This window comes from Gloeothece verrucosa PCC 7822, assembly GCF_000147335.1.
Taxonomy (GTDB): Bacteria; Cyanobacteriota; Cyanobacteriia; order Cyanobacteriales; family Microcystaceae; genus Gloeothece; species Gloeothece verrucosa.
Genome location: NC_014501.1, coordinates 3,623,411 through 3,635,803, shown reverse-complemented (window position 1 = coordinate 3,635,803; position 12,393 = coordinate 3,623,411). Strand labels below are relative to the sequence as shown.

The window sequence follows — 12,393 nt, the reverse complement described above, 5'->3', positions numbered from 1 at the left end:
CAGTGGGCACCCTTAACGTGCCCATCTTAGTAGTTTAGTATCAACCAATTATTATGCAGCAACTAGACTTAGGATTAGCATTACCCCCCTCCCCTGTAGGGAATAGCGGCGCGGCAGAACCATTCCCTACACAAAACTCTGTAGGGAATCAAGATGCGGCTGACCAATTCCCTACACAAAACTCTGTAGGGCAACAAGAAGCTGACGAGCCTTCCCCTACGGTCATAGAAAATGACTGGCTCAAGCTCATCGAAGAAGGTGACCGCGTCGCGTATAAAGGTCAAGAGGCAACTGTTTTTAGGGTTTTAAGAAATTCGCTGAAGCTGTTGTCATTAACTGAGGCAAAAACGATCACCGCTCCCATTGGAGAGGTTGAACTTATCCAAAAAAACTCTGTAGGGAATGATGACGCGGCTGACCAATTCCCTACACAAAATCCTGTAGGGAATCAAAGCGCGGCTGAACCATTCCCTACAGAAAAAGAGGAACCGAAGAAATTAGCCCTAGAAATAGGGCACAAATACTATCTCAAGACCGACGGGCGAGCAGTTTTCTTGATGAAGCCCTGGAAGAAACGCGCACGGGTTTGTACAAGAGACTTTGAAGAGTTCAATGTCGACATAGATGACCTAACTGATAAAAGCATCCAGCTTGAATTGCCTATTGGGGAAAAAGAAGCTGTGCCGCCCGATGGCCACCACCTACCTGATGGATGGACAATCAGCGAGAAGGAGTGCCCCGTTAGGGCACCGGACGAGATTAAACGACAAATGCTCCAGGGGAAAAAACAAACCCTACAGAAACGAATACTCAACTACAATCAGCAAATCAAAGGCAAGCTGCCGCCCTACCCCTCAGAGGCTACTAAGAAAAAAATTGATGCCAATATCAAGCAATGTCGAGACCTGATAAAGGAAATTGACCAAAAACTAGCCGCCTACATCGAGGTAGCTGTAGGGAATGATGAGCCGCTAACCCCATTCCCTACACAAAACTCTGTAGGGAACGACGAGCCGCTAACCCCATTCCCTACACAAAACTCTGTAGGGAATGACGCAGCTAACCAATCCCCTAAAGCTACTATTGATGAGCTTTACGAATCCCTCGAGGGATTGCCCCTGGACTATCTAAAGAAGCTGAGTCAAGCCGTAGCTGTGCGCCTTTCTGAGATGGAAGATGATAGCGTTCTTGGTGATGATGAAGTGGATGATGAGCCGCCGTCGGAAATACCACAGCTTTACATTGAGGCTAAAAAACTCCCTTACAGGAACAAAGAAGGTATTAAAACTTTTCGAGGACCTTACTACTACCTGATCACCAAAGAGGGCAAGAGGAAGACATCAAAGTATCTATCGGCAAAACGAGAAGGGATTCCCGAGCAGTACCAGGCATTGCCCATTTACTGTGAGGAGAAATTGCCATTCTAGCTATAGGCCCCCTCGAGGGCCAGTTTGCATCTGTGAGGATTGGAATCCGCATAGCGGATGACGTTTTGGATCGATGAGTGCCCGGTGATGGCTTGAACGGTTCTCAGGTCAACCCCGTTACTAATCAGATTAGTGATTAATGAGCGCCTGCCCGAATGAGTTTTAACCGCCTTGTGGGATAATCCTGCACTGGTTGCACATTTCATCAAATAATCCCTAACCGCCTCATAAGACAGGTGACCGCTACTGGTTCGGTCACTGGGAAAAAGATAACCATCTGTTGGGGGCTTGTAGGCCGCGAGGTAAGAGTGAAGAGCGTTAGTAACAGGGACGCTATGATTTTTATCCTTTCCTTTGCGGGTTTCTTTTCGGTAAAGGATATAGTCAAAAGGCTTTCCATTATTATCATAGACATCTGAAACTTTTAAATTTAAAACCTCATTGACCCTTGCTCCCGTAAAACGAAGCAAAGCCCAGATGAATTTGTGTAAATCGCTCTGGCAATGTTTTTCTAACTTTGCCCAATCTGAATTACTTAAACTAGCCGCTTGTCCTGTCATAGTTTCCAGCTTTTAAAATAACTACAGAATTTATTTGCTATTAATATAAATTCTGTAGTGGTCAACATTGGTTGATAACTCCTATGACTCAAGAATAGCTCAGGGGCTGGGTTTGACTCATCCGAATAACTACAGAAAATATCTATTTTCTGTAGTTGCGACTGTTAATTTTTTAAGAGATTCTAGATATATAGAGATTTATTTAGCAAAGGGAATAAGTGCTTATGGCTGTCTATGATCAATTTCCTAGCTCGTGTAATACAGTTGCCCGCTCTACTGATTTTGCTTGCCGCTATTATCACAGAATGTACAAGCACGTAAAGATAGACACGGCTGATGATAAGGGGATAAATTTATTGTTCCCACTCGTACAAATGGATGGAGACTCGAATGATGCCTATGGGAATGTTTGGGATAAGTTCGTTATCATGATTCCCAAGACTTCGGACTCGGTCTCTGGAGGAAATAAACCTTGGACATACGTAACTAACCCAGATAGCACAGTATCTTCTACAATTAGCGGCGAAACCTGGCTAGTTTCGTCCTCACCCCAAAGCACTTTCGCTATTCCAAATACTGTTGATACTCCCGCTAAAGCCTGTGATTTTTGGTGTCGGCTTTATCGTCAGATGTTCAGCTATAGAAAAATCTGCCTCCTCGATACCGCAGGGGAACGCCCTTTTTCGATAGCAACGCAAAACAGTGAAGCGCAGGACAACAATGGGAAAAACTACGACCTCTTTTATATTTATATCCCCAAAGATGTAAGCGTTCTTGCTGGAGGCGCGAACCAATGGACATACGCCACCAGTCCGGCCACCGTCGATGTTCCCCCTGGATACTTTAACTAGGAATAAAATTTATGTTTATTGGATTTGTGGGGTTTCCCCCAATCATTGCCCCACCGCCCAGTGCGATAGGGCATATTCCAGGCGCTCCTAACGGAACCGTTCAACCGCCGAATAAACCCCCGCCTGGAGGATATAAGCCATCAGGGGGGGGAGGAGCCTGGCGAGCAGGAGCAAACGCAGCCGCCGTTGCTGCCGGCAGTTATTTGGGCTGGCAGGCTTCTAAATGGCTACTGAAGAAATTCTTCAATCAGTCCTCGGAGATCACCCCCGAGGCTCAAGAGCGAGCCGCGATCGCTAAAGCGAGGGCTGCCCAGAATCAGGGGGGATTCAGGACGGGCCCCGCGAAATTTCGCCCCCTGAATATCCTTTTAGGGGAGGGCAATCAGCCGGAGTTGCCTATAATATTGAATTTTTGCGGAATGACAACGGCGCAACGACTGGCTCTCCCTATATACCTGGCTCAACCTGGGTCTATGGTCCCGTCAAGCTAATTGCCCAGCCTGCCGGTGGGGTTGACCCAACATACGGCAGACTATATTTGGGTTACATCAACAACCGAGATATTATTTATTTTTACGAAAAGGTTGGATTGGGGGGAGCAATACAGATAACTAAAGTCACCCGCGCCGACGGGTTACCAGATACCGGCGGTGATCCTACCCCGACAAACCCACCCTCAAAATATTCTCCTAATCAACTTTTTTTTCCTCCACCGGAAGAGGCAAATTCATCTGAGCCAGAAAATCCGCCGTCTCAAAATAAATTTCCTCATCCAACAATCAACCCTAGCAATTTTCAAAACCCAACTATTACCCCAACCCCAACCATTACCCCTACCCCAACAATAAACCCGAGCAAAAAACCAACAAAAAAGCCGACCGAAGACCCAGAGCGAAAGCCGACCAAAAACCCCGATCATCCCCCGATCATCCCGAATCCAAAGCCTAGAATACCTACTATTAAGCCAAGCAATTCAGTAATAGCTCCCCCAGCACCAGAAAAACCAACAGCACCAGAACGAACAACAACGCGAAACCCCAACCCCAACCCTAACCCTAAACCCAACCCAGACCCAACCCCTGAACCCCCTATTCCTGATGCCCAGTGCGACATTATGAACCAATGCTCCGCTCCTATTAAAAAGGGGATTGAAGATAATAGTAAAAAGCTTGATGGATTAGCGGCTGGTTTGTCAGGATTAGGGGATTTAGGAATAGCCGATGTACTTGCTCAAATCGAGGCTTTAAAAAGCTTGATTACAGGCAAATTTACTAAATTATTCCAGCATCGGATATATGATAGAGCCTTAGCCACATTTAATTTTATTTTGGCTCTCCATAATGCCCTCCAGCTATCAGCGAATTTTGGTCAGAGTATTGGGCAAACTCTCGATACTGTAGTCTCTATATTTTTTAAAGATGTTGACGGGAATCCCTTCTCTGTGTCGCAAATTATCGGGACAACCTTCACGGATTGGATTAAAGCTTTAATCGGGGAACATAATTACCAAACCTGTGCTACAGGATTTATTAAAGCTAATAGAATCTTAACGACTACGACCAATTTATTCGACTCTGTAAAAGCGATGCAGAGCGCTGTCACGAATGGGCTGGAAACTATTGGGGGATGGGTTGGAAAACTCAATAATGATTTAGTTCGTGAAGGTATTCTATCGGAAGGAGTCGGCTACCATGACAAATCCCCCCAGTTTACAAACCATTTAGGTCGCGCTCAAGAGGTTCTTGAAAACCTGACAGAAGCCACTGAATCAATCAATCAATTAGCCTCTGCCGTCGTCGAAACTCAAGAGTCAGTTACCCAAATTAAGCAAAATTGGGAAACCCTCAAAACTGAAATTTCAACCAATGAAAATACCAAAAAAACCGAGGAGGAACAAAAGACAACTGAATCTAGTACAAAGGCAGATATTACACCTGTGGATTTAGTAGAAGGAAGACAAAACAATGGCAGTTAGTAAAGAGTGGGACTTTTTAAAAAGTTTCTTACACAAAACTTATAATCACGAGGTAAACAAATTTTTTAATGATATTCCCGACGAGGTTCTAGAAGAGATTGACGAGCCTCGAAAAGCGGCAAAAAGAGCCTGTCTGATTCTGCCCAAAGAAACAATGATTAGGGCTTTACATAAACGAATGAATTTTTATTATATTTGCCAAAGAGTTCAAGATAGACCCGACTACGTGGGCGGCAAACCCAAGCAAGAGATGGACGATTCTTACCCTTATGCCCCTCACGTTTATTTATTTTTTAAGCAAGATAAAGACGCATCACCAGAAGGATTTGAACCCTTAGAAATTGAATGTAGTTTTGTTTTAACAGATGAGACTTCAGAAACTATAACTGAAGCAAATCTTAAAACATTAGCAAATAAAATCAAAGCTGAATTTGCTACTAACGATGGGTATCTGTGGAAAAAAGGTTCGTATTTATACACTTATAAAGACCTTAAAAAAGGACTAAATTTACAGATATATTCCATTAGTGAAGCGGAAGCGAAAGAAGTAATACACAAATTATGCTCAATTGTAGGTGCGACATACGACGATGAAAAGCTAACAGAGCATAACCCCAAAAAATCAACCGTAAACAATCCCCCAACACGCCATATACTAGGCGAATCAAGAAAAGGACGACGCTACAGACCTACTGGAAACTGCCGATTTAGAAACGCGAAAATTAGCATTAATGGCATCCCTCGTCTAATGACCCTAGTCGACTTGTCGGGACGCAAAAACAGCTTAGTCTAAGATCCTTGATTCATCTTGGTTGCAAATTTCTTTTAATCTGTGGCCGACTTGGGGAACCTATATAGGTTCCAGGCTGCCGGCGATAGTCCGAATCGGTGCCAAGATTAAGATAACAACTGTAAAACATCAACTGAGTACAAATGGCAACAGTTTCTCGAAAAATTCTTAAGCCTCATAGCTTTACCGAGGGAAATCAAACCTACCTAATTAGGTTGCCCGATATTTACGACGGCAATGGAAGCACAATAGGGGCGGCACTTGGGATTAAAAAACTTGCAGATAACTATGAACCTAAAGCTGGAGACATTTCCATATCTGTTTGCGAAGGACAAAAACAAGGAAAGCTTGTCAAAATGAGAATTTCTTATCTCCAAGGGACAAAGAAAAAAAATTCTATAATTACCTGCCCTGTTGACAAGGCGGCTACCGCAGTAACTCAAATTCTCAGCAAAAATTTTGAGGGCAATAACATCGTGGGGGCTGGCTTTCCGCGCCGCCGCCGCCGAGGATAAAAAGATTTAAATAAAGGATAAAAAGATTTAAATAAAGGAGAAATAGCAAAAAATGGCAAGAATTTTAGTCAAGCACAAAATCACCGTTAGCGACCCCGCCGACAATAGTAAAACGATGATTTTGGCATTTTATGCTCCCCCTGATGCTTACACAGGCATCGAAACAGAAACAGGAGTAAAAGCGCCCGCATCTGATAAGCCAGATGAATTCGGTGATTTCCCCGCTTGCAGCGTTGAGGAACTTCTCTCTACTGGTACGGCTGTTCGCAAAGTGGTGGATGTTCTTAAGGGGGGAAAAACTTACCGACATAAAATTATTGTGGCTGATGTCAAGGCGGCCGCGTTCGATAATGCCGTTAAAGCAAAAACTTATAGAGGCGGAACTATCAAAAAAGTTGTCAACCCCTTAGATGACATTTTCTCATGATAAGTGACGGTAACTGGCAATTGGTAGCCGAGGGGGTAAGTCCCCCGGGCTACTACGGATGGGAGCTTAATTTTTTAATAGAAAATGCGGCTGACTACGCGCTTATTTCCTTAAAAATACCTTCCCGTCCTGACTGGGTAAACATCGGTTGGTTTAGGCAGATAACTTTAGGAACATCCCCCTATGTTTTGACTCGTCGGAAACTCTATCAAGAAGGAAGATTGATTAGGTTAGAGCCGATTGATTTAAGCCAGTTTTCTTTTAAAGCTCTGTCCTATATTTCTGATTATCAGTTTAATATACAGGTCAGGTATCTATGAATCGGATTGAATATTTAGACCTTTTAAGAAATTCTTCAGTTAAATTGGCAATTCCTATAATTGCCCTCCAGTATGCCTTGGAGCTTACTGTTGACAAAGCCATGAGCGAGCAAAATCCTTATTTAAGAGGGTTTTACCTTGCGAATGCTCAAACACTTTTACATTCTATGGTTGCTCAAGTTCCTGAAATAGAAACCTATTTTAAAGAACAGCAAAACCCTTTAGTAACCGCTTTGCTAGAAGTTAATTTGCAACCTTATGAGGTAGTGAAGTGATGATTATTATCTCAGTTGATGAGCGATGGACAACTGTCCGAAAATTCACTAAGGAAGAAATCTCTAAAATTTTGCAAAGCTTACCCAAAGACTTTGATATCTCCATCAAAAACCGATTGCTACAAGTAATTAACTCTTAAGTAGTAAGCCCCCAACTAGGGGGCTGGTATTCTCTTCTATGAATAAGTATAAAACGTTTTTGTTGACGCTTGTCTTTTTAGCTGGCGTATTTTCTAGTGTTTTTTTTTGGCCAAGAGATGTGATGGCCGAGAGCCGATCCTTAACAGCTATCGTTCAAACGAAAGCTTATAAGCCCGACGGCTCAAAGGTTTTAAATTTGTCCAGGGGCAAAACTTACGGGGTTAGCTTGGTCGCCAACGCGCAGGACTATTGGGATGTTCAACTTGCTGGCGACGCGGGTCGATGGAAATTTAAAAAAGCTGATGTGGATTTTCACATGGGGGATTACCCTCTGAACTTGAGTGATTTCAAGGGAGGAGATAGGGTGTCAACGATTAAAGCGATCGTAAGCGAATGTCATCGGTGGGGACTGCTTAAATCTCAATGTGCTTACGTATTGGCGACGGCTGAACATGAATCAAACTTTCAGCCAGTGCGTGAGGCTTGGTGGATGGGTGAAGCTTGGCGGCGGCAGAATCTTAGATACTGGCCTTGGTATGGGCGTGGCTATGGTCAGATGACTTGGGACTTTAACTATCGGAAGTATGAGCGCCTCACCGGAATCAAATTGACCCAAAAGCCAGACCTTGCGCTTCAACCAAACTTAGCTTTATATATTCTCGTTCACGGGATGAAGACTGGAAGCTTTACAGGATATTCCCTGGAAAATTGGATTAACTCCAAACAGACTAATTTTTATAAAGCACGGATGATAGTTAATGGCTTGGACTGCGCTGGTCAAATAGCGGGCAGGGCATCTTATTGGTACCGGCAGCTAACCGTTTATTGAATTTGTAGGGAATAGGTTTTGCCGCTCAAGCGTTCCCTACACAAAATTACCCCTCAACCATTGAGGGGTTTCTCTGTAGATTTTAGTGCTTTAATGCAAATGTCCGTACTACTGAATTAGTTGGGGATTTAATGTAACATTTTTAACTGTTCAGTCAGCGAAAAAATGGTTTACTTTTAGTAATCCTAAATCAGGAAACCTTGAGTAAATACCCCTAAGTTTATGAACTGAATTTGCCCAGAGAATTGAGTAGACTAACCGGGCTGTAAATTTTGCTACTACTAAAAGTTGATTTTGGAGTCAATCTTTTAAGCTAATAGTCCTGTGGGTAAATTCAGATATTTTTATTCTTATTTTTAAAGAGAATTAATTAATGTCATTATCTCTTATTTTCAGCATCCCAGAAGGATTTTGCATTAAGCGAGATTCTTGCGGCATTCCTAAATGAATTCCTTTTTCATCAAAAGCGAGTTTAAGACGACGGCGATATTCTCGACCTACTGCCCACTGTTGGGTTGCTTTGGTTTTCATCCAATATTGAATCTCTACACCTGTATGATCTAAATTGTTGACTCCCATCAGAACCGTCGGTTCTAAAATACAATCTCTCCATTGGGGGTCTTCTTGCATTTGTTGTGCTACTTGTTGCATAACTTTCATGGCTAGGTCTACATCCGCATCATGGGAAATTTTAATATAAAGATCGATTCTTGCCCATTCTTTAGTTAAATTGTGAACCACTCGAATATCTCCATTAGGAACCGTTGTCAAACGACCTTGAGGACCTCGAATTTTAGTGACCGTTAGGCTAAATCCTTCTACTAATCCCCAAGTCTCTTGTACTTGAATAAAATCCCCAATCACATAGCGATCTTGACGTAAAATTTGCATACCATTAATTAGGTCTTTAATTAAGCTTTGAGCGACAAAGGAAATAGCAATCCCTAGCACGCCTGCCCCCGTTAACAAAGCTTTAATGGGAAATTCTAGGATATCTAATGCCAGAAGGATTCCCAAGGCAATAAAAATCCAAAAAACCAAATCCTTACTAATTTCAGCTACGGTACTAAGACGAGATGCTCTCCTTTGAGAAACTCCGATTCCATTAAAAATTTTAGGACAAATAGAGGCTTCTTCGATTAAAATTTGGATGTAACGATCAATACAAATAGAACTGAGCCGAATTGTTACACTAATTCCCAAAAATAAAATTACCACGATCAAAGGCTTTTCAAGAAATTCCCCAAAAATCCATCTTGTCCAAGGAAATAATTCAAGAATTCCCAGAGAAGCCAGAATCCAAATAATAGCCTGTCCTGATTGTAGCAATCTTCTTTTTAAACGAATCCAGTCGAGTTTACGCCGATATTCTTGCTGTTTTTCTCTAACTTTTAAAAATTTAGACTGTTGAGCCGCCAGGGATAATTCTTCTTTAATGGTGGATAAATCTGAGGGAGAAAGAACTAATTCATTGATGGGTTCTTGAACCATTAATAAATGTCGTTGTTTGCCTAACTTTCTTTGTAACCCTAAAATTACCCAACTAAAAACTATGGCAACAGCGATAATGATTAAACTCCATAATAATTGATGAATAATATAGTTAACGTTGCGTTCTTGTTGTGCCCGAATGAGAGCATTTTTGATGATCTCGGCCAATTTTTGCGCCCATTGGGGAACAGAATAGCCATAAAATTCAGCATCTTCTTCAGTAACAGTAACAATTTGACGCTCTCTTAATTTATCATCATCATAAGCAATCACTACTGTTATACCATTGCGTTTTGCTACTGTAACCGTTAGCGTCTCTTTTTGAAACCCTTGATTAAAAATACCACCATAAAGATGATTAGAAACGATACCCTTAAGTTCATTTTCCACTAATTGCGCTCTAAGGCGAGCAAATTTTGGGGGAGATAGCACATTTTCGGAGGATTCAGTCTTGACACCATCAGTAGCAGTAACTTTAAATATTTCATATCCATCTAACCTCACCGAAGCGGCGTAAACATTCCCCACATTAATAACATCAGGGTTAGGATTTAATAAACTGATGCTGTGTTCAATTTTTTCTGACTCTAATTGGGGAGTAAAGAATCCCATAGCTGAAGAGGCATAAGTCAGGGTGATCATACAGCTAAGTATACTCATCATTCCCCAGCTAATCAAAGAGCGAATGGGAAATAATTGCCTATATCTAAAAAAATTTACCATCATATTGCTTATTTATAGCTTAAAGTCTCTGGTTTGGGTCTGAGTAAAGAATCCTAAAATACAGGAGTTAGAAACTGTTGTCTAACTCGTTCCCCCTTAATAAGGGGCGAGAAAGCTCTCTCAATATGCCAATCACCTAAAATATTGTATATTACTTAACGAATAACTAGATCACCAATTTAGATCATTTTCATAGCCTGTTTTAATAAGTATATGCCCAAAACGACGCTTAAATTCTTGCTTAATCTTCTCAGAAAAAAAGTTTTTCCAGTCTCCGGTTATGGCTTTTCTTTGATGGGAGCTAATATCTTCTTGACCTCGCTGGCGATTCGTGACAGATTCAAAAGAATATTTTTTAATAACTTTCTCTAACTCTTGATCACTTATGTCAATTTGACAATGACGAATGATTTTTTCAAAACCTTCATATTCATCGGCTAATAAATTCTCATATTTTATTAATAGGGCTTGATCATTAAGCCAGGAAACCTGAATATCGGCCCAACGCGGAATCACTTCATCCATCAAATAAATTAAGCCTTCTTCCTGATTCATACTGTTCAATTTATGTCGCCATTCTTCAAGTTTTGGACTCAACAATTCATGGCTAATTTTAAAACTAAAATAAGCGGAAATTAGGCTATCTCTAAGGTCACGAATGATGATAAACTTGAGATAAGGTTGTTGCCGCTTCTGAAAGTTATACCAATTGCTAATATAAGTATGAGGAACCGACAAGAAATTTGGGTAATTTTCGGGATTGACCCAGAGATTAGCACCGAGGATTTTCTCAAAATCCGGTTGGGAAAGATAAATATTAGAGTAAATTCCCCCTAACTTAATAGGATTTTTTTTATAATGGTGTCCTTGTACTTTTGGCATAACATACCGATGTGGGGCACAATCATTTAAAACTGCTGCGACCCATTTAGAACCGGCTTTCTGATGAGTAATGTGAAATATTGTGGGTAGCTGATTCATTTTTTCTCTTTTTGAGTTATCTTTGCTGAATTAAATAAATTATTTCATAACCACGACGTGATCCAATTTGTTAAGTTATATAAATAGACCATCAACAAATCAGATCAAATGGCAGATCAATTAATACGGGCAACAGCAGCAGATGGCGGCATTAGAGCAGTGGGAGTCATTTCTACCCGTCTGACGGAAGAAGCCAGAGTGCGACATAAACTTTCCTACGTAGCCACCGCCGCTTTAGGCCGGGCCATGTCGTCAGGGCTATTACTCGCTTCCAACATGAAACGGGAGGGTTCAAGGGTTAATATTCGCATTAAAGGCGACGGACCTCTGGCAGGATTGCTAGTAGATGCAGGATTAGATGGCACTGTACGAGGATACGTGGGAAATCCGAGCGTAGAATTGCCGCCTAATGCTAAAGGGAAACTTGATGTAGGGGGAGCAGTCGGGAAAGATGGTTATTTATACGTCGTTCGAGATGTGGGTTATGGCTATCCCTACTCTAGTACCGTTGAGCTAGTTTCAGGAGAAGTCGGCGAGGATATTGCTCATTATTTAATTACCAGTGAACAAACTCCTTCAGCCTTGTTAGTGGGAGTTTTTGTGGATGTTACCGGCGTAATCGCGTCAGGCGGCATTCTCCTACAAGTTATGCCAAAAGCGGCTAGAGATGAAGCCTTAGTCCAGACCTTGGAATCTCGAATTGGAGAGTTAAGCGGCTTTACGCCCCTATTACGAGCAGGTAAGACTTTACCAGAAATCTTTGAGCAACTTTTAGGAGATTTAGGTTTAGTTATCCTTCCTGAAATTCAATTGGTGCGTTTTGACTGTCGCTGTTCCTTTGACAGGGTTTTAGGAGCGCTAAAAATGTTAGGAGAAGCAGAATTACAAGACATGATTGAAAAAGATGATGGGGCTGAAGCCACTTGTCAATTCTGTGGAGAAGTCTATCAAGCCAGCAGTGAGCATTTAGCTCGCTTAATCGAAGATTTACGCGCTCAGTCGGGTTAAGGTGATTAGTCAGTAGTCAGTAGTCATTAGTCATTAGTCAGAGCGTTTTTCCCTATACTCCCTACTCTCTAGTAATGATT

15 protein-coding genes are annotated in these 12,393 nt (G+C 41.8%); 12 read left to right on the top strand and 3 right to left on the bottom strand.

Translation table 11 applies throughout. The features are described from left to right. Positions 1–53 precede the first annotated feature (53 nt). Positions 54–1,427, top strand: coding sequence for a hypothetical protein (locus tag CYAN7822_RS15995; RefSeq protein WP_013322678.1), 1,374 nt, complete (start codon positions 54–56; stop codon positions 1,425–1,427). On the opposite strand, the gene CYAN7822_RS15990 is transcribed toward CYAN7822_RS15995, so the two are convergent. Continuing rightward, positions 1,424–1,987, bottom strand: coding sequence for a tyrosine-type recombinase/integrase (locus CYAN7822_RS15990; protein ID WP_013322679.1), 564 nt, complete (start codon positions 1,985–1,987; stop codon positions 1,424–1,426). The two genes, CYAN7822_RS15995 and CYAN7822_RS15990, sit on opposite strands and share 4 nt — an antisense overlap. Positions 1,988–2,211: 224 nt before the next feature. Here CYAN7822_RS15990 and CYAN7822_RS15985 point away from each other — a divergent pair, with 224 nt between their 5' ends. From CYAN7822_RS15985 to CYAN7822_RS34635, 10 genes are all read left to right on the top strand, one after another. Next, positions 2,212–2,838 carry a hypothetical protein gene (locus CYAN7822_RS15985; protein WP_013322680.1) on the top strand — a complete coding sequence of 209 codons (627 nt, stop codon included), beginning with the start codon at positions 2,212–2,214 and terminating at the stop codon, positions 2,836–2,838. A gap of 11 nt (positions 2,839–2,849) precedes the next feature. Continuing rightward, positions 2,850–3,329, top strand: coding sequence for a hypothetical protein (locus CYAN7822_RS39500; RefSeq protein WP_013322681.1), 480 nt, complete (start codon positions 2,850–2,852; stop codon positions 3,327–3,329). Beyond that, on the top strand, positions 3,251–4,813 hold the full coding sequence (locus tag CYAN7822_RS15975; protein WP_157871811.1) for a hypothetical protein: 1,563 nt from the start codon (positions 3,251–3,253) through the stop codon (positions 4,811–4,813). Before CYAN7822_RS39500 ends, CYAN7822_RS15975 begins: the two co-directional genes overlap by 79 nt. Beyond that, a complete protein-coding gene (locus tag CYAN7822_RS15970; RefSeq protein WP_013322683.1) occupies positions 4,803–5,606 on the top strand; it encodes a hypothetical protein in 804 nt (267 codons plus the stop codon). Before CYAN7822_RS15975 ends, CYAN7822_RS15970 begins: the two co-directional genes overlap by 11 nt. A 140-nt stretch (positions 5,607–5,746) precedes the next feature. Then, positions 5,747–6,118, top strand: a complete 372-nt coding sequence (locus CYAN7822_RS15965; RefSeq protein ID WP_013322684.1) for a hypothetical protein — start codon at positions 5,747–5,749, stop codon at positions 6,116–6,118. Positions 6,119–6,170: 52 nt separating this feature from the next. Further along, a complete protein-coding gene (locus tag CYAN7822_RS15960) occupies positions 6,171–6,545 on the top strand; it encodes a hypothetical protein (protein ID WP_013322685.1) in 375 nt (124 codons plus the stop codon). Further along, the gene (locus CYAN7822_RS15955; protein WP_013322686.1) at positions 6,542–6,865 is read left to right on the top strand and encodes a hypothetical protein; all 324 of its coding nucleotides are present in this window, start codon (positions 6,542–6,544) and stop codon (positions 6,863–6,865) included. The genes CYAN7822_RS15960 and CYAN7822_RS15955 overlap by 4 nt, the downstream gene beginning before the upstream one ends. Beyond that, on the top strand, positions 6,862–7,140 hold the full coding sequence (locus CYAN7822_RS15950) for a hypothetical protein (protein WP_013322687.1): 279 nt from the start codon (positions 6,862–6,864) through the stop codon (positions 7,138–7,140). Before CYAN7822_RS15955 ends, CYAN7822_RS15950 begins: the two co-directional genes overlap by 4 nt. Next, positions 7,140–7,280: a hypothetical protein gene (locus CYAN7822_RS38685; protein WP_013322688.1), complete on the top strand. Its 141-nt coding sequence runs from the start codon at positions 7,140–7,142 to the stop codon at positions 7,278–7,280. The genes CYAN7822_RS15950 and CYAN7822_RS38685 overlap by 1 nt, the downstream gene beginning before the upstream one ends. 38 nt (positions 7,281–7,318) lie before the next feature. Continuing rightward, positions 7,319–8,110, top strand: coding sequence for a hypothetical protein (locus CYAN7822_RS34635; RefSeq protein WP_013322689.1), 792 nt, complete (start codon positions 7,319–7,321; stop codon positions 8,108–8,110). 366 nt (positions 8,111–8,476) lie between these two features. Here CYAN7822_RS34635 and CYAN7822_RS15940 read toward each other — a convergent pair whose 3' ends face one another. Beyond that, positions 8,477–10,264, bottom strand: a complete 1,788-nt coding sequence (locus CYAN7822_RS15940) for a mechanosensitive ion channel family protein (RefSeq protein ID WP_245602581.1) — start codon at positions 10,262–10,264, stop codon at positions 8,477–8,479. A 231-nt stretch (positions 10,265–10,495) separates the two neighbouring features. Beyond that, the gene (locus CYAN7822_RS15935; RefSeq protein WP_013323306.1) at positions 10,496–11,305 is read right to left on the bottom strand and encodes a sulfotransferase domain-containing protein; all 810 of its coding nucleotides are present in this window, start codon (positions 11,303–11,305) and stop codon (positions 10,496–10,498) included. A gap of 108 nt (positions 11,306–11,413) precedes the next feature. Between CYAN7822_RS15935 and hslO the strand changes: the two genes are divergently transcribed. Then, the gene (hslO, locus tag CYAN7822_RS15930) at positions 11,414–12,313 is read left to right on the top strand and encodes an Hsp33 family molecular chaperone HslO (protein WP_013323305.1); all 900 of its coding nucleotides are present in this window, start codon (positions 11,414–11,416) and stop codon (positions 12,311–12,313) included. Positions 12,314–12,393 lie beyond the last annotated feature (80 nt).